At 57.3% G+C, this 26,905-nt stretch carries 28 protein-coding genes; 18 read left to right on the forward strand and 10 right to left on the reverse strand.

Features of this window, described 5'->3' with window-relative positions:
- Window positions 1–41: 41 nt before the first annotated feature.
- From FNY10_RS16415 to rlmB, 9 genes are all read left to right on the forward strand, one after another.
- On the forward strand, window positions 42–1,340 hold the full coding sequence (locus FNY10_RS16415) for an adenylosuccinate synthase (RefSeq protein ID WP_131049398.1): 1,299 nt from the start codon (window positions 42–44) through the stop codon (window positions 1,338–1,340).
- Window positions 1,341–1,568: 228 nt separating this feature from the next.
- Entirely contained in the window at window positions 1,569–1,994 is a 426-nt protein-coding gene (gene nsrR, locus FNY10_RS16420; protein ID WP_100685597.1) for a nitric oxide-sensing transcriptional repressor NsrR, read from the forward strand.
- Window positions 1,995–2,032: 38 nt separating this feature from the next.
- Entirely contained in the window at window positions 2,033–4,489 is a 2,457-nt protein-coding gene (rnr, locus tag FNY10_RS16425; RefSeq protein WP_131049399.1) for a ribonuclease R, read from the forward strand.
- Window positions 4,490–4,802: 313 nt separating this feature from the next.
- The gene (locus tag FNY10_RS16430) at window positions 4,803–5,819 is read left to right on the forward strand and encodes a D-cysteine desulfhydrase (protein WP_141965505.1); all 1,017 of its coding nucleotides are present in this window, start codon (window positions 4,803–4,805) and stop codon (window positions 5,817–5,819) included.
- The gene (locus FNY10_RS16435) at window positions 5,812–6,519 is read left to right on the forward strand and encodes an aspartate/glutamate racemase family protein (RefSeq protein ID WP_160702497.1); all 708 of its coding nucleotides are present in this window, start codon (window positions 5,812–5,814) and stop codon (window positions 6,517–6,519) included. Before FNY10_RS16430 ends, FNY10_RS16435 begins: the two co-directional genes overlap by 8 nt.
- A gap of 73 nt (window positions 6,520–6,592) precedes the next feature.
- Window positions 6,593–7,600, forward strand: a complete 1,008-nt coding sequence (locus FNY10_RS16440) for a glycine betaine ABC transporter substrate-binding protein (protein WP_160702495.1) — start codon at window positions 6,593–6,595, stop codon at window positions 7,598–7,600.
- Window positions 7,597–8,367 (forward strand): ABC transporter permease, encoded by a 771-nt coding sequence (locus FNY10_RS16445; RefSeq protein WP_160702493.1) that lies wholly within the window; start codon window positions 7,597–7,599, stop codon window positions 8,365–8,367. The genes FNY10_RS16440 and FNY10_RS16445 overlap by 4 nt, the downstream gene beginning before the upstream one ends.
- The gene (locus tag FNY10_RS16450; RefSeq protein ID WP_160702491.1) at window positions 8,367–9,143 is read left to right on the forward strand and encodes an ABC transporter ATP-binding protein; all 777 of its coding nucleotides are present in this window, start codon (window positions 8,367–8,369) and stop codon (window positions 9,141–9,143) included. The genes FNY10_RS16445 and FNY10_RS16450 overlap by 1 nt, the downstream gene beginning before the upstream one ends.
- Window positions 9,144–9,276: 133 nt before the next feature.
- On the forward strand, window positions 9,277–10,008 hold the full coding sequence (gene rlmB / locus FNY10_RS16455) for a 23S rRNA (guanosine(2251)-2'-O)-methyltransferase RlmB (protein ID WP_160702489.1): 732 nt from the start codon (window positions 9,277–9,279) through the stop codon (window positions 10,006–10,008).
- An 81-nt stretch (window positions 10,009–10,089) separates the two neighbouring features.
- On the opposite strand, the gene FNY10_RS16460 is transcribed toward rlmB, so the two are convergent.
- Complete coding sequence (locus FNY10_RS16460) at window positions 10,090–11,388, reverse strand: MFS transporter (RefSeq protein ID WP_131049405.1); 1,299 nt, start codon at window positions 11,386–11,388, stop codon at window positions 10,090–10,092.
- A 197-nt stretch (window positions 11,389–11,585) separates the two neighbouring features.
- On the opposite strand from FNY10_RS16460, the gene FNY10_RS16465 reads away from it, so the two are divergent.
- Window positions 11,586–13,223 carry an isovaleryl-CoA dehydrogenase gene (locus FNY10_RS16465; protein WP_160702487.1) on the forward strand — a complete coding sequence of 546 codons (1,638 nt, stop codon included), beginning with the start codon at window positions 11,586–11,588 and terminating at the stop codon, window positions 13,221–13,223.
- Here the strand turns inward: FNY10_RS16465 and yjfN are convergent.
- Window positions 13,214–13,489 carry a DUF1471 family protease activator YjfN gene (gene yjfN, locus FNY10_RS16470; protein WP_160702485.1) on the reverse strand — a complete coding sequence of 92 codons (276 nt, stop codon included), beginning with the start codon at window positions 13,487–13,489 and terminating at the stop codon, window positions 13,214–13,216. The genes FNY10_RS16465 and yjfN overlap by 10 nt on opposite strands.
- A gap of 138 nt (window positions 13,490–13,627) precedes the next feature.
- Window positions 13,628–13,936 carry a biofilm peroxide resistance protein BsmA gene (bsmA, locus tag FNY10_RS16475; protein ID WP_227699445.1) on the reverse strand — a complete coding sequence of 103 codons (309 nt, stop codon included), beginning with the start codon at window positions 13,934–13,936 and terminating at the stop codon, window positions 13,628–13,630.
- 209 nt (window positions 13,937–14,145) lie between these two features.
- Here bsmA and yjfP point away from each other — a divergent pair, with 209 nt between their 5' ends.
- Window positions 14,146–14,862, forward strand: coding sequence for an esterase (gene yjfP, locus FNY10_RS16480; protein ID WP_160702479.1), 717 nt, complete (start codon window positions 14,146–14,148; stop codon window positions 14,860–14,862).
- Between the two features lie 69 nt (window positions 14,863–14,931).
- Here the strand turns inward: yjfP and FNY10_RS16485 are convergent, their stop codons facing one another.
- A complete protein-coding gene (locus tag FNY10_RS16485; protein WP_131049412.1) occupies window positions 14,932–15,207 on the reverse strand; it encodes a DUF1471 domain-containing protein in 276 nt (91 codons plus the stop codon).
- A 348-nt stretch (window positions 15,208–15,555) separates the two neighbouring features.
- Between FNY10_RS16485 and rpsF the strand changes: the two genes are divergently transcribed.
- From rpsF to rplI, 4 genes are read left to right on the forward strand one after another with little or no spacing between them, the layout of a single operon-like run.
- The gene (gene rpsF / locus FNY10_RS16490) at window positions 15,556–15,951 is read left to right on the forward strand and encodes a 30S ribosomal protein S6 (RefSeq protein WP_004098001.1); all 396 of its coding nucleotides are present in this window, start codon (window positions 15,556–15,558) and stop codon (window positions 15,949–15,951) included.
- Between the two features lie 5 nt (window positions 15,952–15,956).
- Complete coding sequence (priB, locus tag FNY10_RS16495; RefSeq protein WP_004857121.1) at window positions 15,957–16,271, forward strand: primosomal replication protein N; 315 nt, start codon at window positions 15,957–15,959, stop codon at window positions 16,269–16,271.
- A 4-nt stretch (window positions 16,272–16,275) separates the two neighbouring features.
- Window positions 16,276–16,503: a 30S ribosomal protein S18 gene (gene rpsR, locus FNY10_RS16500; RefSeq protein WP_000135199.1), complete on the forward strand. Its 228-nt coding sequence runs from the start codon at window positions 16,276–16,278 to the stop codon at window positions 16,501–16,503.
- Between the two features lie 41 nt (window positions 16,504–16,544).
- On the forward strand, window positions 16,545–16,994 hold the full coding sequence (gene rplI, locus FNY10_RS16505) for a 50S ribosomal protein L9 (protein ID WP_015368607.1): 450 nt from the start codon (window positions 16,545–16,547) through the stop codon (window positions 16,992–16,994).
- A 257-nt stretch (window positions 16,995–17,251) separates the two neighbouring features.
- On the opposite strand, the gene FNY10_RS16510 is transcribed toward rplI, so the two are convergent.
- A complete protein-coding gene (locus tag FNY10_RS16510; RefSeq protein ID WP_100685581.1) occupies window positions 17,252–17,929 on the reverse strand; it encodes a LysM-like peptidoglycan-binding domain-containing protein in 678 nt (225 codons plus the stop codon).
- 352 nt (window positions 17,930–18,281) lie between these two features.
- Here FNY10_RS16510 and fklB point away from each other — a divergent pair, with 352 nt between their 5' ends.
- Both fklB and cycA read left to right on the forward strand, forming a co-directional pair.
- A complete protein-coding gene (fklB, locus tag FNY10_RS16515; RefSeq protein ID WP_015585317.1) occupies window positions 18,282–18,902 on the forward strand; it encodes an FKBP-type peptidyl-prolyl cis-trans isomerase in 621 nt (206 codons plus the stop codon).
- A 307-nt stretch (window positions 18,903–19,209) separates the two neighbouring features.
- On the forward strand, window positions 19,210–20,613 hold the full coding sequence (gene cycA, locus FNY10_RS16520; RefSeq protein ID WP_160702477.1) for a D-serine/D-alanine/glycine transporter: 1,404 nt from the start codon (window positions 19,210–19,212) through the stop codon (window positions 20,611–20,613).
- Between the two features lie 110 nt (window positions 20,614–20,723).
- Here the strand turns inward: cycA and ytfE are convergent, their stop codons facing one another.
- The 4 genes from ytfE to FNY10_RS16540 all read right to left on the reverse strand — a co-directional run bounded on the left by ytfE (window position 20,724) and on the right by FNY10_RS16540 (window position 24,272).
- Window positions 20,724–21,386, reverse strand: coding sequence for an iron-sulfur cluster repair protein YtfE (gene ytfE, locus FNY10_RS16525; protein WP_160702475.1), 663 nt, complete (start codon window positions 21,384–21,386; stop codon window positions 20,724–20,726).
- A gap of 82 nt (window positions 21,387–21,468) precedes the next feature.
- Window positions 21,469–22,443, reverse strand: coding sequence for a DMT family transporter (locus FNY10_RS16530; RefSeq protein WP_160702473.1), 975 nt, complete (start codon window positions 22,441–22,443; stop codon window positions 21,469–21,471).
- Window positions 22,444–22,518: 75 nt separating this feature from the next.
- Window positions 22,519–23,343 carry an AraC family transcriptional regulator gene (locus FNY10_RS16535; protein WP_100685585.1) on the reverse strand — a complete coding sequence of 275 codons (825 nt, stop codon included), beginning with the start codon at window positions 23,341–23,343 and terminating at the stop codon, window positions 22,519–22,521.
- 80 nt (window positions 23,344–23,423) lie between these two features.
- Window positions 23,424–24,272 (reverse strand): SDR family oxidoreductase, encoded by an 849-nt coding sequence (locus tag FNY10_RS16540; protein ID WP_160702471.1) that lies wholly within the window; start codon window positions 24,270–24,272, stop codon window positions 23,424–23,426.
- Window positions 24,273–24,356: 84 nt separating this feature from the next.
- Here FNY10_RS16540 and FNY10_RS16545 point away from each other — a divergent pair, with 84 nt between their 5' ends.
- Window positions 24,357–24,743, forward strand: coding sequence for a winged helix-turn-helix transcriptional regulator (locus tag FNY10_RS16545; RefSeq protein ID WP_131049416.1), 387 nt, complete (start codon window positions 24,357–24,359; stop codon window positions 24,741–24,743).
- 106 nt (window positions 24,744–24,849) lie between these two features.
- Here the strand turns inward: FNY10_RS16545 and FNY10_RS16550 are convergent, their stop codons facing one another.
- Complete coding sequence (locus tag FNY10_RS16550) at window positions 24,850–26,793, reverse strand: bifunctional 2',3'-cyclic-nucleotide 2'-phosphodiesterase/3'-nucleotidase (RefSeq protein WP_160702469.1); 1,944 nt, start codon at window positions 26,791–26,793, stop codon at window positions 24,850–24,852.
- Between the last annotated feature and the right edge of the window lie 112 nt (window positions 26,794–26,905).

Below are 26,905 nucleotides of genomic sequence, written 5' to 3' on the forward strand. Positions count from 1 at the left end.
GATGGTAGAATCCATTTTTAAGCAAACGGTGATTTTGAAAAATGGGTAACAACGTCGTCGTACTGGGCACCCAATGGGGTGACGAAGGTAAAGGGAAGATCGTCGATCTCCTGACTGAACGGGCTAAATATGTTGTGCGCTACCAGGGTGGCCACAACGCAGGCCATACTCTCGTAATCAACGGTGAAAAAACCGTCCTCCATCTTATTCCATCAGGTATTCTGCGCGAAAATGTCACCAGCATCATCGGTAACGGTGTGGTGCTGTCTCCGGCTGCGCTGATGAAAGAGATGAAAGGTCTGGAAGACCGTGGTATCCCTGTTCGTGAGCGTCTGCTGCTGTCCGAAGCCTGCCCGCTTATCCTCGATTATCATGTCGCGCTGGACGTTGCGCGTGAAAAAGCACGCGGTGCGAAAGCTATCGGTACCACCGGTCGCGGCATCGGCCCTGCTTACGAAGATAAAGTCGCACGCCGCGGTCTGCGCGTTGGTGACCTGTTTGATAAAGCAACCTTCGCCGTCAAACTGAAAGAAGTGATGGAATATCACAACTTCCAGCTGGTGAATTTCTACAAAGCAGAAGCGGTTGACTATCAGAAAGTGCTGGATGATGTCATGGCGATTGCCGACATTCTGACGGCGATGGTGGTGGATGTTTCCGATCTGCTGGACCAGGCGCGTAAGCGCGGCGACTTCGTGATGTTCGAAGGCGCGCAGGGGACTCTGCTGGATATCGACCACGGTACCTATCCGTACGTGACCTCGTCTAACACCACAGCGGGTGGCGTGGCGACCGGTTCCGGCCTGGGTCCGCGTTATGTGGACTACGTGCTGGGCATCATCAAAGCCTACTCGACTCGCGTCGGCGCAGGCCCGTTCCCGACTGAGCTGTTCGATGATATCGGCGAGTTCCTGTGCAAGCAGGGTAACGAGTTCGGCGCCACTACCGGCCGTCGTCGTCGTACCGGCTGGCTGGATATCGTGGCGATCCGTCGCGCGGTGCAGATCAACTCCCTGTCCGGCTTCTGCCTGACCAAGCTGGATGTTCTGGACGGCCTGAAAGAAGTGAAACTCTGCGTTGCCTACCGTCTGCCGGACGGCCGCGAAGTGACGACCACGCCGCTGGCTGCTGACAACTGGGAAGGCATTGAGCCGATTTATGAAACCATGCCGGGCTGGTCTGAAAGCACCTTCGGCGTGAAAACGCGCAGCGGTCTGCCGCAGACTGCGCTGAACTATATCGCGCGCATTGAAGAGCTGACCGGCGTACCGGTTGATATCATCTCTACCGGTCCCGACCGTTCTGAGACGATGATTCTGCGCGATCCGTTTGACGCATAATCATCCCCTGGGGCGCCGCTAAGGCGCCCCTTGTTTTTGCTGTTCACCCGCCCCATTTCAAATAAATTAGCGGCCTGAGCGCTGGCTGGTTTATCATCAATACAGTATCAATACGGTCATTACCCGAGGATCAATATACGCAAGCTTTCAGGATGTGTCCGATCGCACCACGCGGCAATGGCCTGAATGATGAGTGTATGCCGCTTTCCCCCTTACCCTGAGGTTGATGTGCAGTTAACGAGTTTCACGGATTACGGATTACGAGCGCTGATTTATATGGCCTCGTTGCCGGATGGAAGAATGACGAGTATCTCCGAAGTAACGGAGGTTTACGGCGTTTCCCGTAATCATATGGTAAAAATAATCAATCAGTTAAGTCGTGCTGGCTACGTGATGGCCGTGCGGGGTAAAAACGGGGGGATTCGCCTGGGTAAGCCGGCGAATACCATTCGGGTTGGCGATGTCGTCCGCGATCTGGAACCGCTGTCGCTGGTCAATTGCAGCAGCGAATTTTGCCACATTACACCCGCTTGCCGCCTGAAAAAGGCGCTGGCTGAAGCAGCGCAAAGTTTTCTCAAGGAACTAGACAACTACACGCTGGCTGATTTGGTTGAAGAAAATCAACCGCTTTATAAATTATTACTGGTGGAGTGACATAAACTTTCATCAGAGATGACAACGGAGGAACCGACATGTCACAAGATCCTTTCCAGGAACGCGAAGCTGAAAAGTATGCGAATCCCATCCCAAGCCGGGAATTTATCCTCGATCATTTAGCAAAACGTGAAAAACCGGCCAGTCGCGACGAGCTGGCGATAGAACTGAATATCGAAGGAGAAGAACAACTCGAGGGGCTGCGCCGTCGCCTGCGCGCCATGGAGCGTGACGGGCAGCTGGTCTTTACCCGCCGCCAGTGTTACGCATTGCCGGAGCGTCTCGACCTGCTTAAAGGCACGGTTATCGGCCATCGCGACGGCTATGGTTTCCTGCGCGTCGAAGGGCGTAAAGACGACCTTTATCTCTCCTCCGAGCAGATGAAAATGTGTATCCATGGCGATCAGATCCTCGCGCAGCCGCTGGGCGCCGATCGTAAAGGCCGCCGCGAAGCGCGCGTGGTGCGCATTCTGGTGCCCAAAACCAGCCAGATTGTCGGTCGCTATTTCACCGATGCTGGCGTGGGTTTTGTCGTACCGGACGACAGCCGCCTGAGCTTTGATATCCTGATCCCGCCGGAAGAGGTGATGGGCGCGCGAATGGGCTTTGTGGTGGTTGTGGAGCTGAGCCAGCGCCCGACCCGTCGTACTAAAGCGATCGGTAAAATCGTCGAAGTGCTGGGTGACAATATGGGCACCGGCATGGCGGTGGATATGGCGCTGCGTACCCATGAAATCCCTTACACCTGGCCGCCGGCGGTAGAGAAACAGGTTTCGGTGCTGAAAGAGCAGGTGCCGGAAGAGGCGAAAGCGGGCCGCGTGGATTTACGCGACCTGCCGCTGGTGACTATCGATGGTGAAGATGCCCGCGACTTTGATGACGCCGTGTACTGCGAGAAAAAACGCGGCGGCGGCTGGCGTCTGTGGGTGGCGATTGCCGACGTCAGCTACTATGTGCGTCCTGGTACGCCGCTGGACGCTGAAGCACGCAGCCGCGGTACTTCGGTCTACTTCCCGTCTCAGGTCGTACCGATGCTGCCGGAAGTGCTCTCCAACGGCTTATGTTCCCTGAACCCGCAGGTCGACAGGCTATGTATGGTCTGCGAGATGACCATTTCGTCTAAGGGACGTCTGACCGGCTACAAGTTCTATGAAGCGGTGATGAGCTCACACGCGCGTCTGACCTACACCAAGGTGTGGCATATGCTGCAGGGCGACCAGGAGCTGCGTGAGCACTATGCGCCGCTGGTGAAGCATATCGAAGAGCTGCATGCGCTTTATAAAGTGCTGGATAGCGCGCGCGAAGAACGCGGTGGGATCTCCTTTGAGAGCGAAGAAGCGAAGTTTATCTTTAACGCCGAGCGCCGCATTGAGCGTATTGAGCAGACGCAGCGTAACGATGCGCATAAGCTTATCGAAGAGTGCATGATCCTCGCGAACATCTCCGCCGCCCGCTTTGTTGAGAAGGCGCTGGAGCCGGCGCTGTTCCGTATCCACGATAAACCGAGCACCGAAGCGATTACCGCTTTCCGTTCCGTACTGGCGGAGCTGGGGCTGGAACTGCCTGGCGGTAATAAGCCCGAGCCGCGTGATTACGCTGAGCTGCTGACCTCGATTGCCGATCGCCCGGATCATGAAATGCTGCAAACCATGCTGCTGCGTTCGATGAAACAGGCGATATACGACCCGGAAAACCGCGGTCACTTTGGCCTGGCGCTGCAATCATACGCGCACTTCACTTCGCCCATTCGTCGTTACCCTGACCTGTCGCTACACCGTGCGATTAAGTACCTGCTGGCGAAAGAACAGGGCCATAAAGGCAACAGCACCGAAACCGGCGGCTGGCATTACAGCATGGATGAAATGCTGCAGCTGGGCGCGCACTGTTCGATGACCGAACGTCGCGCTGATGAAGCCACCCGCGAAGTCTCCGACTGGCTGAAGTGCGACTTTATGCTGGATCAGGTGGGGAACGTCTTTAAAGGTGTGATTGCCAGCGTGACCGGCTTTGGTTTCTTCGTGCGTCTGGATGAGCTGTTTATCGATGGCCTGGTGCACGTCTCCTCGCTGGATAACGATTACTATCGTTTCGACCAGGTCGGACAACGTCTGATCGGCGAATCCGGCGGCCAGACTTACCGTCTGGGCGATCGCGTGGAAGTCCGCGTGGAAGCGGTCAACATGGACGAACGTAAAATCGACTTCTCACTGATCTCCAGCGAACGCGGTCCGCGCAACGTCGGCAAGACCGCCCGGGAGAAGACGAAGAAGGCCAACGGCGCCAGCAATAATGCAGGCAAACCGTCCGGTCGTCGCCGTCAGACGGGCAAGAAGGTAAACTTCGAGCCAGACAGCGCTTTCCGTGGTGATAAGGGCCAATCGAAACCGGCGAAAGCGAAGAAAGAGAAAGGCGCGAAAAAGCCGTCGGCCAGGACGCAGAAAATAGCGGCGGCGACCAAGGCGAAGCGCGCGGCGAAGAAAAAAGCTGCTGAGTAAGCGCCCCTCAATCATGCGGGTTGCAGGAAATCCCCCGGTACATCAATAACGATGTTCCCGGGGACATGCGGATCGCCAACGTACAGGCAACCTGAAGTATGACGGGCATATCACCCCCTCCAGCCGGAGGGGGTTATTCTTTTTTGCCGTAAGTCATTCCACAACAGAATAGATATTTCTCCCTTCCCCGCGTATTTCCTGCTTAGTCTTTTTTCAGCAATCGTTATTTATTCTTTTTGATTAGCCCTGTTTTTTCACTGTGTATAGTGGATTTTACTTTTGCTTCCCCCCTTTTTATGTGCAAGGAGCATATATGCATCTGGCTCGTTTTCCTCGTGTGTCTCTTGGTCATTTCCCGACTCCGCTTGAGCCGCTGGATAATTTGTCGACATTATTAGGCGGGCCCAAAATATGGATAAAACGCGATGATGCGACCGGTCTGGCGAGCGGGGGGAATAAAACCCGTAAGCTGGAATTTTTGCTGGCGGATGCGCTGGCGAAAAATGCGGACGTGGTGATCACTCAGGGGGCCACGCAGTCTAACCATGTCCGTCAGACCATTGCCGGCGCGGCGCGACTTGGCCTGCAGGCTAAAGCGCTGCTGGAACGGCGGGTGACGGATTTTGGCGAGGATTATCAACGCTCCGGTAACGTACTGCTCGATGAGCTGCTGGGTGGGGAGATCGTTGCCCATCTGCCGGGCGGCAGCGATATGCAGCAGGCAATGGAGGAGTATGCCGCCACGCTGCGTGAACAAGGACGCAATCCGTACATCATCCCCGGCGGCGGTTCTAACCCCATCGGCGCGCTGGGTTATGTCGCCTGTGCCGAAGAGCTGCTGTATCAGTCATCCCAGCTACGCCTGCGCATCGACCACGTGGTTCACGCTACGGGCAGCACCGGTACCCAGGCGGGACTGGTGGCGGGCTTTACGGCGACCAACAGCCACGTTCCGGTGCTGGGCATCAGCGTGCGTGCGCCGAAGGCGAAGCAGGAAGAGAACGTCTGGAATCTGGCGGCGAGAACGCTCAGCCTGCTGGGCGTGGCGGGCGAGCTGCCGCGTAGCGCCGTGGTGGCCAATAGCGATTACGTCGGCGAGGGCTACGGCCTGCCCACCGCGGGAACGCTGGAAGCGCTGACGCTGCTGGCCCGCCACGAGGGGATTCTGCTGGATCCGGTCTACTCCGCGAAAGGGATGGCGGGGCTTATCGATCTGATTCGTCAGGGCCACTTCCGTCAGGATGAGAATATCGTCTTTATCCATACCGGCGGTTCTGCCGGACTGTTCGGCTACCGCCAGTTGTTAGAGGCGCAGACCCGCCATGACTAAACCGTTTCTGCTCGGCGTGCTGGGCGGGATGGGGCCGCTCGCCACGCTGGACTTTCAGCGACGCCTGCTTGACGCCACGCCGGCGCAGAACGATCGGCAACAGCTCCCTTCGGTGGTGTGGAACGTCCCGCAGATCGCGGACCGACAAAAGGCGCTGGCGGGAAGCGGGCCGTCGCCGCTGCCGCAGCTTATCCACGGTATTGAAAAGCTTAATCAGGCGGGGGCCAGCCATATCGCCATCCCTTGTAATACGGCGCATCACTGGTATGACGCCCTCAGCCAGGTGAGCGATGCCCCGATTTTGCACATCGTTGATGCGACACTAGCCGCGCTGGCGCAGCAGGCGGACAAACCGCAGCGGGTAGGGATTATCGCCACGCAAGGCACGCTGGAGGCGGGCTGGTATCAGCGCAAACTGGCGGTGCAGGGCGTGGAGGTGGTTGAACCGACGCAGGAGGAGCTGGCCCGCTGGTTTGTCCCCGGCTGTTACGCGGTCAAACGCGGCGCGTTGGAAGAGGGGGGCGAGCTGCTGGCGTGTCAGGCCAACGCGCTGTTTGCACGCGGCGCGCAAAAGCTGATTCTGGCCTGCACCGAGGTCCCCGTTGCGCTTACGGCGGTGAAAGCGCCGTTTTATGACTTAACGTTCGATCCGGCCCAGGCGCTGGCCGAGCGATGTTCGCAATTATGGCAGGCCCGTTAAAACATCACTGAATACGATTGAGTCCGGTTATTTTCCGGGCATGAAATTTCTGAACTTTCGAAGGGTAAATATAATGAAAAAAATTCTCTGCTTATTCCTTGCAGCGGGTGGCTTATGGGCCAATGTCAGCTTTGCAGATACCCCGGGCGAAGTCCGGGTGGCGTATAGCGGCGGCTCTCAGGTATTAATGCTGGCGAAAGCCGACGGCTCTCTGGATAAAGCGTTAAACAGTAAAGTGAAGTGGGTGCAGTTTGCCTCCGGCGCCGATGCGTTAAATTATTTCGCCAGTAATGCTATCGATATTGCTAACTTCGGCTCCAGCCCGGCAGCGGCAGGGATTGTCAGAAAACTGCCGGTAGAGATTATTGGCGTTTCCGGCGTCATCGCCAGCTATGAGCGGCTGATTGGCAAGGAGGGCATCAGCAGCATTAAAGATATCGAAGGCAAGCGCGTGGCCTACCCGCCGAATTCGACGGCGCAGTACGCCCTGGAAGCCGCCATCGACGTCAACAAACTGGATCGCAGCAAGATAACCCTGCTGCCGCTGCGCCCGGCCGAGATGGTCGCCGCCTGGAAGCGCGGCGATATCGATGCCGGCTACGTCTGGGCGCCGTTTGCCCAGGAGCTGGAGTCCTCCGGCGGACACCAGGTGTTCGCCACCAAAGATCTGCAAAAAGAGGGCTACCTGATTTACAACAACTACGTGGTGCGTAAAGCCTTTGCCGAGCAATATCCCCAGGTGGTGACCGCCTTCCTGCGCGTGCACCAGCAAAAGGTTGACGAATTTAAGCAAGACCCGGAGCGTGCGGCGGCGATCGTGGCGCAAGAAGTTGGTGCCCCGGTGACCACCGCGGCGAATACGCTCGGCGGCCTGGAATACCCCACGCTGAGCCAGCAGGGGACCGCGGCATGGCTGGGTAACGGGACGCAAACCTCCGACAGCGGCATCGGCAAAGCGTTGAGCAAAACCTCCGGCTTCCTCGCGGCGATTGGCGAGATTCGCAAACGCGATATTCCGGCGAACTGGGATACCGCGATTAATTCACGCTATATCCGCGAAGCGGCGGTAGCCGCGCAATGAGATTGAGCCAGCATATCGCTATCAGCACTGTCTCGGTGGCGGTTTTCTTTATCGTCTGGCAGGTGGCGGCGACGCGGCAGTGGGTTGACCCGCTGCTGCTGCCCTCCCTGACGGATATCGGCCTGACAACCGAAGAGCTGCTGGCGGAGGGCTATCGTCAGGTGCCGCTGTGGGAGCATATCGCGATGAGCCTCGCGCGCGCCCTCAGCGCCTTTGCGGTAGCGATTATCATCGGCATTCCGCTGGGGCTGCTGATGGGGCTGTCGGATGGCCTTGCCGCCGTGTTAAATCCGTTCGTGCAGTTCCTGCGTCCGCTGCCCAAAATCGCCCTGATCCCGCTGGCCGTGGTCTGGCTGGGGATCGGCGAAGCCTCCAAATTCTTCCTGATATTTATCGCCACCTTTTTAAGCGTGGTGGTCGGGGCCTCCGCCGCCGTCGAGCGGATTGGCCGCTCGCGCATTCGCGTGGCGCAAACCCTCGGCGCCTCGCGTAAGCAAATTTTCCTGCGGGTGGTGTTGCCGGATGCGCTACCCGATCTCTTCACTACCGTCAGGCTGTCGATCGGTATCGGCTGGACCTCGCTGATTGCGGCGGAGATGGTGGCGGCCAGCTCGGGCCTGGGCTGGATGGTGATTAACGCCAGTTCCTATCTGCGTACCGATATCGTCATGCTCGGCATTCTGCTGCTGGGCGGCATTGGCTATCTGCTGGATTTATTGCTGCTGGGGCTGCAACGCCTGTTTGTGCCCTGGGCGGGGAAAGAATAATGAGTGCCATCACGCTGGAAAATGTCTCGCTCTCCTTTGCGGCCAGGCCGCAGCCGTTCACGGTGCTTGAGGATATTAGCCTGTCACTGCATAAAGGGGAGTTTGTCGTTCTGCTCGGTCCTTCGGGCTGCGGAAAATCGACCATTCTCAACCTGGTGGCCGGGTTTACCCAACCGGACCGGGGACGCATCGCGGCGGGCGGCAAACCGGTACGCGCGCCGGGGCCGGATCGCGGCATGATTTTCCAGCAGCCGAATCTGTTCCCGTGGCTGTCGGTGCTGGATAACGTCACCTTTGGCCCGCGGCTGGGCAAATACCGCAAACAAGAGGTCAATGCGCGAGCGCTGGACTGGCTGGGGCGCGTGGGCCTGAAAGGGTTTGAGCATCATGCCCCCTGGCAGCTCTCCGGCGGCATGAAACAGCGCGTGGCGCTGGCGCGCGCCTGGCTGCCCGGCCCGGAGGTGCTGCTGCTGGATGAACCTTTCGGCGCGCTGGATGCGCAAACCCGGCTGATGATGCAGGAGCTGCTGCGCGAGGCCTGGCTTACGACCGGCACCACGCTGCTGTTTGTGACCCACGATGTCGAAGAGGCGCTGTTCCTCGCCGACCGCATTCTGATTATGTCAGCGAAGCCGGGAAAAATCGTCGAAGAGCTAGCCCTGCCCTTCGGCCGCGAACGGGATATCGAAACCCTGGCCGAACATCCGCGCTACAGCGAGATTAAGCATCACGTTTTGCACCGGGTGCGCCAGGAGGCAAAACGGCATTTAGGTTAAACGCGACGCCCGGCGGCGGGCAGTTTAATCGGACAAGAGTCGATTTGAACGCCATGTCGGTTATAATAGGCGCAAGTGAAGTGGTTCACGGCCCTATTAACCCGGCGCATACCGCCCCAGATGAGTACCTTTAATGAGTGAAATGATTTACGGCATCCACGCGGTGCAGGCCCTGCTCGAGCGCGCTCCAGAGCGTTTTCAGGAAGTTTATATTCTGAAAGGCCGCGAGGATAAACGCCTGCTGCCGCTGATCCATGCGCTGGAAGCGCAGGGCGTGGTGATTCAGGTGGCTAACCGTCAGTTTCTTGACGAGAAAAGCGAAGGTGCCGTGCATCAGGGGATTATTGCCCGGGTGAAGCCGGGGCGTCAGTATCAGGAGAACGATCTCCCGGACCTGCTTGCCTCGCTCGAGCAGCCGTTCCTGCTGATCCTCGACGGCGTCACCGATCCGCACAACCTCGGCGCCTGTCTGCGTAGCGCCGATGCGGCTGGCGTACACGCGGTGATTGTACCGCGCGACCGTTCCGCCCAGTTGAACGCGACCGCGAAAAAAGTGGCCTGCGGCGCGGCGGAAAGTGTCCCGCTGATCCGCGTCACCAACCTCGCGCGCACCATGCGCCTGCTGCAGGAAGAGAATGTCTGGATCGTCGGCACCGCGGGTGAAGCGGACCACACGCTGTTCCAGAGTAAAATGACCGGCCCGATGGCACTGGTTATGGGAGCGGAAGGGGAAGGGATGCGTCGGCTGACCCGCGAGCACTGCGATGAGTTAATCAGTATCCCGATGGCCGGCAGCGTCTCTTCACTGAACGTCTCTGTCGCGACCGGGATTTGCCTGTTTGAAGCGGTGCGTCAGCGTAGCTGATATGTTTGCCGGGTGGCGGCTGCGCCTTACCCGGCCTACAGAAGCGTAGGCCCGGCAAGCTCGCGCCGCCGGGCAATGTTGTCACTCATCCAGCGACCGCAGATGGTCGTTTTTCTTCAGCGTCATCAGCGCGAAAATACTCACCACCGCCGTCGCCATCACGTAATAAGCCGGAATATCGAGATTCCCCGTCTGCTTAATCAGACCGGTGATAATCAGCCCTGCGCATCCCGAGAAAATCGCGTTCGACAGTGAATACGCCAGCCCAAGCCCGGTGTAACGTACTTTGGTCGGGAACATCTCTGACAGCATCGCGGGTCCTGGGCCCGCCAGCATGCCGACTAATCCCCCGGCCACCAACACGACCAGCGCTTTTACCAGCAGTGTACTGGATTCCGCCTGCAGAATTTTCAGCAGCGGGAGCGCCAGGATAAGCAGCAACACGGCGGCCATCACCATCACGTTGCGGCGTCCCCATTTATCGCTGAGCATTCCGGCGGGCAGAATCGTTATGGCGAAACCAATATTAGAGATAACCGCAATCAGCAATGCCTGATGAAAACCGGTATGCAGCGAGGATTGCAGATAGGCGGGCATAATCACCAGATAGGTGTACCCCGCAGCGGACCAGACCATCAGGCGACCAATGCCGGTCAGAATAGCCTTCAGCGTCTGGCCGACGTTCGCCGTGGGCTGCGGATACTGTTGTTGCTGCTTCTGCTGGCGGAGAAAGCCCGGCGTCTCCTCCATCTTCACCCGTAGCCAGAGCGCCACGCCCCCCATCGGGATGGCGAGGAAGAAGGGCAGGCGCCAGCCCCAGGCGTACAGCTCCTCCGGGCTCAGAATGGCGGAAATCAACGCCACGACGCCCGCCCCCGCCAGCAGCCCTAATGCCACGGTAAAGGATTGCCAGGCACCATACAGCCCGCGCTTGCCGCGTGGGGCGAACTCGGTCATCAGCGACACCGCGCCGCCATATTCACCGCCGGCAAACAGGCCCTGAAGAATACGCAGTCCCGTCAGAATCAGCGGCGCGGCAATCCCGATGCTGGCATAAACCGGCACCAGGCCAATGGCTGTGGTCGCCAGGGTCATCATTACCAGCACGATAATCAGCGTGGGTTTACGGCCAATACGATCGCCGATCCGGCCAAAAATAATGGCGCCCAAAGGGCGGAAGAAGAAAGCGATCGCGAACGACGCATAGGTCAGGATCAGGCCCGTCAGCGGCGCTTCCCCGGCAAGCTGAAAGAAGTTGCGGGCGATAACCGTCGCCAGAAAGCCATATACCGCGAACTCGTACCACTCAATAAAGTTGCCGATAGAGCCGGCGATCAGCGCGCGTTTATGCGCGCCCATAGTCGTTGTTACGGTCTGCATAAATCATCCCGGCATGAGCAAAAAAGTCACAATTGAATAAACTATTCCATACATTTTCCATTATGAAATTTAAAATTCTTGTGGCTGTGATGGGCTTCACGAAGGGGGGCGATGGTTTTTTTGTGACCGGACTCGCGGGCGATGTCCGGCGAGGGTAGCCATACTGAATAATCATGCCGATGACGCAAGGAGACAGTATGGTCTGGCAAACGCATACCGTGTTCAATCAGCCTGCGCCGCTGATGAACAGCAATTTATTTCTCTCGGATAGCGCGCTGCGTGAGGCCGTAACGCGCGAAGGGGCCGGATGGGACAGTGATTTACTGGCCAGTATCGGCCAGCAGCTGGGGGCGGCGGAGTCGCTGGAGCTGGGGAGACTGGCGAACAGTAATCCGCCGGAGCTGCTGCGCTACGATGCGACCGGTAGCCGGCTTGATGATGTCCGGTTTCATCCTGCCTGGCACCTGTTGATGCAGGGGCTGTGCGCCAACCGGGTGCATAATCTGGCCTGGCAGGAGGATGCGCGCGCAGGCGCCTTTGTCGCGCGCGCCGCCCGCTTTATGCTGCATGCGCAGGTAGAAGCGGGGACGCTGTGTCCGATAACCATGACCTTTGCGGCGACGCCGCTGCTACAGCAGGCGCTACCGAAACCTTTTAGCGACTGGCTGTCCCCTTTGCTGAGCGACCGCTACGATCCGCATCTGGCGCCGGGCGCTCAGAAACGTGGGCTGTTAATTGGCATGGGGATGACGGAAAAGCAGGGGGGATCTGACGTCCTGATCAATACCACCCGGGCGGAAAAAACCGCCGAAGGTTTTTATCATCTGGTCGGTCATAAATGGTTTTTCTCGGCCCCGCAAAGCGATGCGCACCTGGTCCTGGCTCAGGCGGCGGAAGGTCTCTCCTGCTTTTTCGTGCCCCGTCTGCTTCCCGACGGGCAGCGCAATGCCCTGCATCTGGAGCGGCTGAAAGATAAGCTCGGCAACCGTTCGAACGCCAGCAGCGAAGTCGAGTTTTTTGCAGCCCGCGGCTGGCTGGTGGGCGAAGAGGGCGATGGCGTTCGGCAAATCCTCAAAATGGGCGGGCTTACGCGTTTTGACTGCGCGCTTGGCAGCCACGCATTAATGCGTCGGGCCTATTCGGTGGCGCTCTATCATGCGCTGCAGCGCCAGGCATTCGGTAAGAATCTGGTCGATCAGCCGCTCATGCGTCAGGTGCTGGGCCAGATGGCGCTGCGCCTTGAAGGGCAGACCGCTTTTCTGTTCCGGCTGGCGCGGGCGTGGGAGAGTCGTGATGACGCCAGAGAGGTCCTCTGGGCCCGCCTGTTTACGCCAGCGGCGAAGTTTGCCATCTGCAAATCCGGGGTCCCGTTTGTCGCTGAGGCGATGGAGGTACTGGGCGGGATTGGCTACTGTGAAGAGAGTGAGTTGCCGCGCCTGTATCGTGAGATGCCGGTCAATAGTATCTGGGAAGGCTCGGGCAATATCATGTGTCTGGACGTGATGCGGGTGCTGGGTAAACATCCGGCGGCGCTGGAGCTGCTGGCGGCGGAGTGCGCGGAGGTGAAAGGGCAAAACCGCCATTTCGACCGGACGTGGCGGCAGTTGCAACAGCTGCTGCGGCGGCCCGCAGAAGAGCAGGGCAGAGAGATAGCACGCCGGGTTTATATGCTCGGCGTTGGCGCGCAGATGCTGCGCTACGCCTCGCCGCCGCTGGCGGAGGCCTGGTGTCGTATGATGCTCGACACGCGCGGCGGTATGCGGCTGGATGAGCCGACGCTGGAGGATTTGCTGCTACGTGCGATGGGGCGTGGACGTCAGGCGCCTCAGGCGTAAAGAATGGCCTGGACTCGCCAGTTATCCGGCTGCTGATCCTCGTACATCTGTACGATGCGATACCACGACGCGCCTTGTTCATCGGCCTTTACGGCGATGGCGCGTTCAACGTCCTGCTGGCTGCCGGCAATATTATTGACGGAGATCAGGCCAATTTCATTCAGACCGGTAACGCAGTCCGCGCTGGCGAATTCCGCCGACTGCGCGGAGGTGTTTGCTGTCGCTGTGGTCAGCAGCAGAGCGGGTAGGGTAAAAGATCGTTTCATCGTCAGCTCCATTTCACGTAGTCCCGAGGGCAGTCCGTTGCTAACGTCCTGCCAGGTTGGCTGGCCGAACGTTATTATGCACAGGAGAACGTGAATGGACGCAAAGCAGTGTAAAGCTGGCTAAAAGATGGTGTACCGCTATTTACGGTACAGAATCGCTTGCGAATACCACTGGCCGGGAACCATGGTGTCATCAATCATGATGATGACGTAGTAATCCGCTTTAGCCGTTTCTGCCTTCGTTTTCAACGCCGCTTCGACATCCATTGGCGAACCGTACATCAACACGCTCACCGTCCACATTTTCTGTAGCCCTGTCGTCTGGTTACGGTGAATCTCTTGCGGATGGTCGGTTGCGGGTGGCGGTGCTTCTGGCGTCCCCTGCAGGGCACTACAACCGCTCAGTGCGATAGCCAGAAACCACGGTGTTAACCTGCGCATAACCATATCTCGTTTCCTGATAGTCATAGTGTAGTGGTAGCCTGAATGTCATTTCCGGGGAATGTTCCCGAAGTGTTATCTCTGACGCGATTTTCGGATGAAAATATCGTGAAAGCGTAACCAAGTTCTCAACATTATGAATCATGGTGAACCTGGTTTCTTGCTGAATATATCAGCCCATGACACACCGCGACCTGAGTGAAAGGAGAGGGTCAATGATTACTCTTGAAATACGTCGTCTGGCGGGCGGCGAAGTCCTGCATGCCTGCCCGCAATATGCGCTGGATAAGCCGTTGCCCAGTATCATCTTTTATCACGGTTTTACCTCCTCGAAGCTGGTATACAGCTACTTCGCCGTGGCGCTGGCAGAGGCCGGGTTTCGCGTCATTATGCCCGATGCGCCGGAACATGGCGCACGTTACGATGGCGATGAAGGCGGGCGGATGCAGCGCTTCTGGCCGATTTTACTGCAAAATTTTGCCGAGTTTCCGGCCTTGCGCGCGGCGGTTATCGACCAGGGCTGGGTTGAGGGGGGCAGGCTGGCGGTCGCCGGGGCATCAATGGGCGGCATGACGGCGCTGGGAATGATGACCCATCATCCGGAGATAAAAAGCGTGGCCTGCCTGATGGGCTCCGGCTATTTTACCCAGCTGTCACAGAGCCTGTTTCCTTCGCCCGGTGCCAGTGCCGAACAGCTGGCAGAATGGGACATCACCGGGCAACTCGACACCCTGGCGAATCGACCGCTTTTGCTCTGGCACGGCGATGAAGACGATGTGGTTCCGCCAGATGGCACGTTCCGGCTCCAGCAGGCGCTGCGGCAAAACGATCGGGATACTCATCTGACCTGCGTCTGGCAAAAAGGGGTTCGCCACCGGATAACGCCGGAGGCATTAGCAGCGACGGTGGCATTTTTTCAGCAAAATCTTTAAACGTGAGGCTGACGCTGGCCCTAAGGCAGGGGGAGCGCCTCCGCTCGGGAGGCGCAGGGAAACCTGGGATTAGCGATAAATGGCTGCACTGGCATGAATCACGCCGTTGCTTTCCGGTTCGTGAATCAGGATCGGCTGAAAATATTTTGCGCCTTGCGCATCGCTCAGCTGATTAAGTGCCTTGTCGGCCTCTTGCTCAGTCGCCATATTATGGTTGATATAGATAACGCCCAGGCTCTGCACATCGTCCATGTTGCGTGCCTGGCGCCCATCGATCTTGATGGCTGCGAGCGCGTTGGCGCTTAGTAAAAGCGCAGCCGTAGCGGCAATGATGATGTATTTCATACTCTACGCTCCTGACGTTCTGTCGACCATGCTGGCGTTAAATACGGGATCCTCCGGGGTTATCGATAGCTCTGATTTAAGTGTAATCTCTGGCGACGGTGGGTATCGTGACCATTTCTGATGAAGTTGTTCAAAAAAGTGTCGCTGGTGTCGTTGATTAATTTTAAATCACTGACCTGGCGCGGCTTTACCGTTAGTGCGAATTATTTGCGCAATTCGCTTGTCTTCCCAGAGCGACGAAAGTAGAATGACGCGTCAATTTTTCGGCCGCCCTTTAACACGTTCCTTGCCTCCATGGGCCGCGGCTGACCCAGACAGGAGGCTGAATAATCCGTAAGGAGCAATTCGATGCGTCATTACGAAATCGTTTTTATGGTCCATCCTGACCAGAGCGAACAGGTTCCGGGTATGATCGAACGTTACACTGGTGCAATCACTGCAGCAGAAGGTACGATCCACCGTCTGGAAGACTGGGGCCGCCGTCAGCTGGCTTACCCGATCAACAAACTGCACAAAGCTCACTACGTTCTGCTGAACGTTGAAGCTCCGCAGGAAGCGATCGATGAGCTGGAAACTAACTTCCGCTTCAACGACGCCGTTATCCGCAGCATGGTAATGCGTACTAAGCACGCTGTTACCGAAGCATCTCCGATGGTTAAAGCGAAAGACGAGCGCCGTGAGCGTCGCGAAGATTTCGCAAACGAAACCGCAGATGATTCTGAAGCTGGGGATTCTGAAGAGTAATCCTGATGACCAATCGTCTGGAGCTGTCCGGCATTGTTTGCAGGACGCCACTGCGTAAGGTCAGCCCGTCAGGAATTCCACACTGCCAGTTCGTGCTTGAGCATCGTTCAGTGCAGGAGGAAGCCGGTTTTCACCGGCAGGCATGGTGTCAAATGCCCGTAATTATTAGCGGACACGAGAACCAGGCCATTACTCACAGTATAACGGTCGGTAGCGCAGTGACCGTTCAGGGGTTCATCTCTTGCCACAAGGCAAAGAACGGCCTGAGCAAAATGGTTCTGCATGCCGAGCAGATTGAATTGATAGATTCTGGAGACTAGCCAAATGGCACGTTATTTCCGTCGTCGCAAGTTCTGCCGTTTCACCGCGGAAGGCGTTCAAGAGATCGACTATAAAGATATCGCAACGCTGAAAAACTACATCACCGAAAGCGGTAAGATTGTCCCAAGCCGTATCACCGGTACCCGTGCAAAATATCAGCGTCAGCTGGCTCGCGCTATCAAACGCGCACGCTACCTGTCCCTGCTGCCGTACACTGATCGTCATCAGTAATCGGTCACGGTCCATTAATACGACTTTGAGAGGATAAGGTAATGCAAGTTATTCTGCTTGATAAAGTAGCAAACCTCGGTAGCCTGGGTGATCAGGTTAACGTTAAAGCGGGCTATGCTCGTAACTTCCTGGTACCACAGGGCAAAGCTGTTCCTGCTACCAAGAAAAACGTTGAATTCTTCGAAGCGCGCCGCGCTGAACTGGAAGCCAAACTGGCTGACGTTCTGGCCGCTGCTAACGCACGTGCTGAAGCAATCAACGCACTGGGCACCGTTACCATCGCGTCTAAATCTGGCGACGAAGGTAAACTGTTCGGTTCCATCGGTACCCGCGACATCGCTGACGCTGTATCTGCAGCTGGCGTTGCTGTTGCTAAGAGCGAAGTTCGTCTGCCGAACGGCGTTCTGCGCACCACCGGTGAGCACGAAGTGGACTTCCAGGTTCACAGCGAAGTCTTCGCGAAACTGGTTGTTAACGTTGTAGCTGAGTAATTTTTTTACTCAGTTTGCGTCGAGACGCCGGCCTTGTGCCGGCGTTTTGCTTTTCTGCCTCCCCCTTCTGTTGTTCTCTCCTGACAAAATGGCCATATCAGGCCGTCGATGACCCATCCTTTGAGTGGGAGGCATTGCTATAAGCGGACGCGACGCGATACATAATGAAGCAGGATCAAGGACGCGGGAGCGGGAGAGGGTGTCTCTGCACGGGCCGGGCATGATACCCGGCATGACCAGTGGATTTTTTCCGACGATTAGCGCGCGCGAATAAAACTGCCGTTCGCCTGACGGGTGAACAGCACCTGCTGTCCGCTATCGGTATCAATTGTCAGGCCGGTCACGACGCCATTGGCATTCTGCCGAATTTGCACCGTCTGCCCGGTTTGCAGCGAACTGAGCGGTTTGCCCGGACCTTCTACCTGGGCCATCGCATAGACGTCGGTGGGCGGCAGATTATGGTCGCGGAACAGCTGGGCCAGGGTTTTACCCGCTTCTATGCGGTAGGTGCGCCACTGCTGCTCAATCCCCGCAGCCGAATGTTGCTGTTGTTGTCGCGGTTGCGGCTGAGAGGGCTGAGAGTAAGCCTGGCTCTGTCCCTGATCCACCGGCTCGTCCTGAACCGGCTCCGGCGCTACCGGCGCCATCTGATCGGCGTCATTGACCGTCGGCGTGGTGGTAATCGGCGGCAGCGGCATGGCCTGTTGGGAAGATGGCGGCTGGGACTGCGATTGCAGGTCGATACTGGCTTCGCGGCCACTCTGTCGTGGGCTACCGCTGTCCTCTGACGGGAGCAGTATGCCGATAATCACCAGCAACGCGCCGGCAATGATGCCCCGGCGATGCATGGGCGGCAGCGGATCCATAATGCGAATATGATCCGGGGCGTGCCAGATCTTCGCCAGGGTAGTTGTGATGTCAAAGCGCCCGGGCATGGCTTTCCTCCTGCTCCGCATATTTTTATCCTGCTCCGTAGAGTATAGATGGCTAACTTCCTGATGGCCGAGACAAAGATATGTTTCGTGAGGTTAACCTGATATCCCTATTGTTTCTGTTTCCCTCAGATTTGTCATCATCTCCGCGACAAAGTTTTACCCATCGGACGATGGCTGATATGCTGCCCACCACTTTATACTCGTCGTCTTTCGAGTCGCTGATGCGCTGGCTGCGCCTGCCTGCACTGGTCACACTGTGGCCTGTCCTGCCGGTGAATCATCTGCATGCCGCCTTCTTGCTGTCTGGAATCCGTCGAGTGTGAAATTTCCCCCCGAAAAATAAGGAAAGAAGATGGCAACCCCGACTTTTGACACTATTGAAGCACAGGCAAGTTACGGTATCGGCTTGCAGGTTGGACAACAGCTGAGCGAATCCGGCCTGCAGGGGCTGCTGCCTGAAGCACTGGTTGCCGGCATTGCCGATGCGCTGGAAGGCAATCAGCCACAGGTGCCGGTGGAAGCCGTTCACCGCGCGCTGCGTGAAATCCACGAGCGTGCTGACGCGGTACGTCGCGAGCGTTTCCAGGAGATGGCGGCCGATGGTCAGAAATACCTCGATGAAAACCGCGAGCGTGAAGGCGTGAACAGCACCGAATCTGGTCTGCAGTTCCGCGTTCTGACCCAGGGCGAAGGCGCGATCCCGGCGCGTACCGACCGCGTCCGTGTACATTACACCGGTAAACTGATCGACGGTACCGTATTTGACAGCTCTGTAGCCCGCGGCGAACCGGCTGAGTTCCCGGTGACCGGCGTGATCGGCGGCTGGATTGAAGCGCTGACCCTGATGCCGGTGGGTTCCAAATGGGAACTGACCATTCCGCACAACCTGGCCTATGGTGAGCGCGGTGCAGGAGCTTCTATTCCTCCGTTCAGCACCCTGATTTTTGAAGTTGAACTGCTGGATATTATCTAATCAGCAGGTGCTTCCTCTCCCTTAAGGGGGAGGAAGCGACTAAAAATAGCGCAAAATACTTAAGTTGGAAATTTGCTGGAATTTTATGTTGCACTCAGGCTTTTTAGGTGTATTTTTGTGAGCTGTTTCGCGCAGCGGGAGTGATATAACACTCACTTTAAACATAAAATTAACATTATATCTAAATCATAGTATTCATCCCTCCGATTCTTACCTAATATCGATAAACCCTTTTTTCAGGGTAATGACGAATGACGGGCCATCAGAGCCTGAACAACACAGACAGGTACAACAGGAAGAAAATCACATGGTAGATCAGGTTAAAGTCGCTGCCGAAGAGCAGGCTCCGACTGAACAATCGCTACGGCGAAATCTCACGAATCGACATATTCAGCTTATTGCTATCGGCGGCGCCATCGGGACCGGACTGTTTATGGGCTCCGGCAAAACCATCAGCCTCGCCGGGCCATCCATTATTTTTGTTTATATGATTATCGGCTTTATGCTGTTTTTCGTGATGCGCGCGATGGGCGAATTACTGCTGTCGAATCTGCAATATAAGTCGTTCAGTGATTTTGCCGCTGACCTTCTGGGACCGTGGGCGGGCTATTTTACCGGCTGGACCTACTGGTTTTGTTGGGTGGTGACCGGGATGGCCGACGTGGTGGCGATTACCGCCTACGCCCAGTTCTGGTTCCCTGGACTTTCCGACTGGGTCGCTTCGCTGGCGGTTATCCTGCTGCTGCTGAGCCTTAACCTTGCCACCGTGAAAATGTTCGGTGAGATGGAGTTCTGGTTCGCAATGATCAAAATCGTCGCCATTGTGGCGCTGATTGTGGTCGGCCTGGTGATGGTGATGATGCATTTCAAATCGCCGACCGGCGTGGAGGCGTCTTTTACCCATCTGTGGAGTGACGGCGGCTGGTTCCCGAAAGGGATCAGCGGATTCTTTGCCGGCTTCCAGATAGCGGTCTTCGCATTCGTCGGTATTGAGCTGGTAGGGACCACCGCTGCAGAAACCAAAGATCCGGAAAAATCCCTGCCGCGCGCGATTAACTCGATCCCGCTGCGTATTATTATGTTCTACGTCTTCGCGCTGATCGTGATTATGTCGGTGACGCCGTGGAGTTCCGTGGTGCCGACTAAGAGCCCGTTCGTTGAGCTGTTTGTGCTGGTGGGGCTGCCGGCTGCGGCCAGCCTGATTAACTTTGTGGTACTGACTTCGGCTGCCTCTTCGGCTAACAGCGGCGTGTTCTCAACCAGCCGTATGTTGTTCGGTCTGGCGCAGGATGGCCAGGCGCCGTCGATGTTCGCCAAACTGTCGAAACGGGCGGTACCGGCGAAAGGGCTGACCTTCTCCTGTATGTGCCTGCTGGGCGGCGTGGTGATGCTGATGGTCAACCCGAGCGTGATTGCTGCCTTCACCATGATTACCACGGTATCGGCGATCCTGTTTATGTTCGTCTGGACTATTATCCTGTGCTCGTACCTGGTCTACCGCAAAAAGCGTCCGCATCTGCATGAGCAGTCAAAATATAAGATGCCGCTGGGTAAGCTGATGTGCTGGGTCTGTATGGCGTTCTTCGTCTTCGTGCTGGTGCTGCTGACCCTGGAAACCGACACGCGCGAAGCGCTGATCGTCACCCCGCTGTGGTTCGTTCTGCTGGCGGCAGGTTGGTTCTTTGCCGGTAAGAAGCGTCTGGCGAAATAAAAAATCTTCGGCAGAGATTTTTAACGTTGCCTGCAACGGCCCGTCATAAAAAAGGCCACCGGAGTGGCCAATCAGACTGACAATGTCGAGGGCGCCTGCGGGCGCCTTTTTTATTTTCCGGCGAGGGCACGCGGAAACAGAACGTTATTCTCCAGGCTGATGTGTTCCATCAGGTCGTCAATCAATTCGTTAATGCCGTTGTACATCGCTTTCCACGTGGTGCAGGCTTCCGGCGGCGGGGTGACATTGTTGGTGACATGCTTAATCACTTCCAGCAGCTCGCCCGCTTCGTCGTGTTCGCTTTCCATCACGCTGATGGGACCGGCGGCCTGAGTCCCCATGCCCTGTTTGATCATCGGGAACAGGATCTGCTCCTCTTTCATCATATGGCTGGAGAGCTCCTGGTGCAGCATGGTCAGGTATTTGGTTAAGCCGTTCGGCACATTGGGCTTATCGGCATGCACGCGCTCCACTTTGCTGGCCTGCAGGATAAGCTCCGGCAGCTGCTCGCGATGCCTGTCGTGATAGCGAACGATGATATGGTCGATGATCTCCGCATACGGCGCGACGCGCCACTCTTTCTCTATCGGCTCTTCCGCCAGTCTGGCCAGTTCGGCTTCAATCACCGTGACGTCCAGTTCCTTACGCGATGCGGCGCGTTCCAGCGTCTGTTTGCCGCCGCAGCAGTAGTCCATATCGTATTGACGAAAGAGTGCGGAGGCGCGCGGAATCGTCAACGCCAGCTCGCCTAAAGGTTGGTCACGAAAAGCCATAGCGGATACCTCGTCTTTAAAAATATAAGATGTATATTAAATGCATCTTATGGATAAGGAAATACCCCTTTCGGATAGCAGGCTATTTTTTAGTCTCACAGGCCCGCGCCACAACCATCGGTTTTTGTGGCCGGGAACAGACCGCGTAGACCACACCAACAACCAGCAGCAGGATGCCGCTGAGCGTCAGCAGCGACGGCATGCTTTGCCGCAACAGGAAGGTATACAGCAGGCCAGCCAGCGTTTCGAAGACGATGAGCGGCCCGAGAATCACCGTCGGCAGCTTCTGGCTGGCGATATTCCAGCACAATGCGCCGACCCAGGAGCAGAGGACGGCAATGGTCAGCATCAGCGTCACAAAGAGCAGGGGACGTGGGCCAAAGGGCAGCGGGAAGCCGACCTGCTGAACATGCAGCCATCCGCAGGCAATCAGATAGCCGGCCAGCGAGACCGGTAGCGTCACCAGCGCCTGCGCCGTCGCCCACATCATCGGATGCTTATCCGGGTTTTCCCGCAGCCAGCGGGCATTGCGCAACGCGTACCAGGCCCAGCAGGCCACCGATACCAGTGCCAGACCCATACCGCCGCCGTAGCGCCAGATACTGAAATTGGGCAACCCCTGGCGCAGCTCGGCAATATTGACGCACACCAGGCCGACGGCGATAAAGGAGAGCGCCGGAAAGAGGCGTCGCCACGGCAGCTTACCGTCACGCTGGCTGTAGAGCAGGTTAGCCATCACCGGCAGCACGACCGGAAGCGTGCCAATAATCATGGTGGAAACCGGGGCGCCGGTACGCTGGATAGCGCTGGCAAGACATACGTAATAGATCAGATTGCCCGTCATGGTCAGCACCAGCGCCGTCCACCAGTCTCGCCCGGAAAGCTGCCGCAGTCGCGCGCGACCGAGCCAGGCCAGCGGCAGGGCAATCAGCCCCAGGGCCAGATAGCGCCCCATGGATTGCAGGACCGCCGGGTATTCCGGCACCAGCACCGGGCCGACGAATATGAGCCCCCACATCATCCCTGCCAGCAGGGCATACAACACACCACTAATCATTACGCCATCCGCGCCGCTTTTCGTTGGCTAAAGTGTAGAAGAGGCCGCGTCGGGAATATTGTATGAGATTGCGCTTTAGCGCCGGGCGACCTGCTTTTGATAGCGCACCGGGGTGATGCCGTAGCGGCGGGTAAAGGCGCGGGTCAGGTGCGACTGGTCGGTAAGGCCGGTGGCGGCAGCCACTTCGGCGGCGGGCATTCCGTGGGTGAGGAAGGCTTTGGCGCGCCACAGGCGAATGGCCATCAGCATCTGATGGGGCGTGACGTGGAAATGAGCCTTAAACTGGCGCTGAAAGTGATACGGGCTCAGGGCGGCAACCTGCGCCAGCTGATCAAGGGAGACGGCATGCATATAGTTGTCATGCAGGTAGTCGCGCACGCGCTCGAAACGGTGGGCGGCTTCCGCGATAACCGGGGCGTGATGGGCCAGCGGGCGAAAGGTATCGATCACGTCGAGCAACAGACCTTGCTGCGCCAGCGGATCGTCGGTATGCCATAAGCCATAAATAAGCTGACAGAGCCGCTGCGAGCGCTGCGGATCCTGGCGTACCACCTCACTGAACCACCAGTGGCGCACGCCGGTGACCTCTTCCAGCATCTGCGGTTCCAGATAGACCATACGGTAGCGCCAGCCGTCGGCGGTGGCCGCTTCTCCGGTGTGCAGTTCGTCAGGGTTCATGGTAACGACGGAGTTAACCGGAGCGACATACTGGCTGCCGCGATAGCGAAAACGCTCGGCGCCGAGTTCTATCGCACCGATGCCGAAGGCTTCATGGGTATGGGGTTCGAAGGCGTAGCGGGAGATATGGGCATGGTACAGCTCAACGCCGGGCAGCTGCGCCGGATGGCGAAAGCGTGCGCTGTCTCTCTCATCGCTGAACTGTTCCGGTACGCCCTGCATTGCGTTTCTCCCGACGGATATCCTGTTATTATTGGGGATGGTCCGTCGGGAAGCTACAAAAATTAACCTTTTTGTAACCGTTACAGAATGCCTTTGATGCTCTCAGCCAGCGGTGTCGTCGGGCGGCCAATCAACGCGCTCAGGGTGCGGCTGTCGTCAAACAGACCGCCTTTGGCGGCGCCGACATCGGAGTCGGCGAGCATGTCCGCCAGCCCTGCCGGCAGGCCTACGCTCTTCAGCGCAGCGGCGAAGTCGGCTTCGCTCAGGTTCTGATACACCACATTTTTACCGCTCTGCTTGCTCAGTTCAGCGGCAAGTTCACTCAGGGTCCAGGCTTCATCGCCGGCCAGTTCATACACCTTCCCGGCATGGCCCTCTTCAGCGATAACGCGGGCGGCGGCGGCGGCATAGTCGGCGCGGGTCGCCGAGGCGATTTTGCCCTCACCGGCAGCACCGATAAACACGCCATGCTCAAGCGCCGGTGGCGCGCTGGCGAGATAGTTCTCGGTGTACCAGCCGTTGCGCAGCAGAGCATAGGGGATAGCGGAATCGGCGAGCATTTTCTCGGTTTCAACATGCTCAACGTGCAGGCCAAGCGGGGATTTATCGGCATGCAGCAGGCTGGTGTAGGCGATAAATTTAACCCCGGCGGCTTTGGCGGCGTTGATAACATTACGATGCTGCGACGCACGCTGACCGACTTCGCTGGAAGAGATCAGCAGCAGCTTATCCACGCCCTGTAGGGCCGCAGTGAATGCCGCTTCATCAGTATAATCAGCCTGACGCACGACAATGCCCTGTTGGCTTAGGGATTCGGCTTTTGCCGGGTTACGCACAATGGCCACAATCTGGCTGGCGGCGGTGGTTTTTAACAAATTTTGTAGGACGAGGTGGCCAAGCTGGCCGGTCGCACCGGTAATTGCGATCATCAGTCTTCTCCTTCGTGTTGCGTGACAGTTGTGGTAAGCTAACACCTTAACTAACTTTTAGTAAGTACGTACAAAAAGGTAAGTGTGAAAATGGCGAAGTTGACGCTGAGCGAAAAAATGCGCGACGGTAATTTGTTTGCCGAGCAGTGCCCGTCACGCGATGTGCTGAAGCACGTGACCAGTCGCTGGGGGGTATTAATCCTGGTGGCGCTGCGCGGGGGAACCCATCGCTTTAGTGAGCTACGCCGTAAAATGGGCGGCGTCAGCGAAAAGATGCTGGCTCAGTCGCTGCAGGCGCTGGAGCAGGATGGCTTTATCAACCGGGTCTCGCGACCGGTCGTCCCGCCGCATGTAGAGTATAGTCTGACGCCGCTTGGCGAGCAGGTTAGCGCGAAAGTGGCGGCGCTGGCGGACTGGATTGAGCTGAATCTGCCCGCGGTTCTGGCGAACCACGAGCAGGCCGTCGCCTGACGGGAGAAGCCGGATCGCGGCGGCAGTATCTGATCCGGCCTGTCGCCGCGCGTGGAACGTCTGCTTTGCGCCCCGCTAAGCGTCGCGCGAGCGGGGAAGGCAATCGTTATTGACTCAAATCCACCTGGTAAATCGCGAAGCCGATATCATCGGTGGCCACCTGATGCATCGGATACTGCGCTTTCTCTTTAATAAATGCCGCCGCTTTTTCACCCGGAGAGGTCTCAAAGCGGATATCCAGCGGCACCTTGCTATGGACAGGGGCCAGACGCCAGTTGTTGTCGGCGGCCGGGTGGATTGCGCCCGCTTTTTTCGACTCCGCGCCGATCCATGCCGCCAGCACCGCACGGTTCTCGTCGGGGGAGGCAAAAGCAATGTGGCTATCGCCGGTTCCGGCAAATTTACCGCCGTAGGCGCGGTAGTTATTGGTGGCGACGAGGAAGGTGGCTTTGGGGTCAACAGGTTTGCCGTTAAAGGTCAGATCCCGAATCCGTTCAGCCTGCGGGTGAATCATCTGACACTCGCCGTCGTAACGCGCCGGCTGGGTGACGTCAATCTGGTAGTTTACGCCGTCAATCACATCAAAGTTGTAGGTGCGAAAACCGTCCCAGTTAATTAACGACTGCGGTTTGCTGCTGGCGGGGTCAATCTGGTTAAACTGCCCGGCGGAACACTCCAGCCACTCTTTCACCTCTTTACCACTGACCTTCATCACCACCAGGGTGTTCGGGTAGAGATAGAGGTCGGCGGCATTGCGGAAGGTGAGCTGGCCTTTCTCCACCTCGACGAAGCTGGCCGGGTCGTTTTTGCGGCCGCCGACTTTAAACGGCGCGGCGGCAGAGAGCACCGGCAGTTTAGCCAGGTCAGGATCGCCCTGAATGTAGTGCTCAACGTAGGCCTTCTGCGCCATATTCACCACCTGCACGGTCGGATCATCCTGTACCAGCGCCAGGTAGCTGTACATGTTGTCTGAGGATTTGCCGATCGGCTTGCTGACGAATTCACGGGTGGCATCATGATCGGTTTTCAGCACCGCCACCATCTTCGCATCTTCCGCCGCCAGCGATTTCTTAGCGACCGCGTCATAGATCGGGCGAGCTTCCGCTTTTGCCTGGCTGACCTGCCATTTGCCGGTATCGTTATTCAGCACCAGATCGACGACGCCGAGATGATCGCCCCACATGCCGGGCATCACCGCCGGAATGCCGTTAAGGGTGCCTTTCGCAATATCAGCGCCTTTAATACTGGCAAAATCTTTCCCCGGAAATACCGCATGCGCGTGGCCGAACATGATGGCATCCACGCCGGGAACCTGGCTTAAGTAGTACACCGAGTTTTCCGCCATCGCCTGGTATGGATCGGCGGAGAGACCGGAGTGGGCAATGACCACCACCACATCGGCGCCTTTTTCACGCATTTCAGGAACGTATTTGCGCGCGGTTTCGGTGATGTCGTTGACGGTGACTTTGCCGCTGAGGTTTGCTTTATCCCAGGTCATAATTTGCGGCGGCACAAAACCGATATAGCCGATACGCAGGGTCTGCGTTTTGCCGTCGTTATCCTGCACCGTGGTCTCTTTAATCAGGTACGGCGTAAACATCGGTTGGCCGGTTTTGGTATCGATAATATTGGCGTTGACGTAAGGGAATTTCGCCCCGGCGAGCGCCTTGTGCAGGAAATCAAGACCGTAGTTAAACTCGTGATTGCCGAGGTTACCTACCGCGTAATTCAGCGTATTCATCGCCTTGTAGACCGGGTGGACATCGCCGCTGTTGAGCCCTTTGGCGGCGATATAGTCACCCAGCGGACTTCCCTGAATAACATCGCCGTTATCGACCAGCACGCTGTTTTTGACTTGCAGGCGGGCTTTTTCAATCAGCGTAGCGGTGCGCACGAGGCCAAATTTTTCCGTTGCGGCGTCTTTGTAATAGTCGAAATCCATCATATTGCTGTGCAAATCGGTGGTTTCCATAATCCGCAAATCGACCGTCGCGGCGTTCACGCTGGCGGCAACCAGCGTGGCCAGTAACGTTGCGCTAAACTTAATCATCAGAGGCGTCCTTTTATGAGCAATGACACAGAAGAAAATGTATGTACATCCTGTTTCTTACAGAAATGTGAATCATGCCGAAAAATGGTTTATGAAACCGCCATCGTTATCA

Origin of the sequence: Klebsiella sp. Lac1 (genome assembly GCF_009825425.1) — a bacterium.
Lineage (GTDB): Bacteria > Pseudomonadota > Gammaproteobacteria > Enterobacterales > Enterobacteriaceae > Klebsiella > Klebsiella electrica.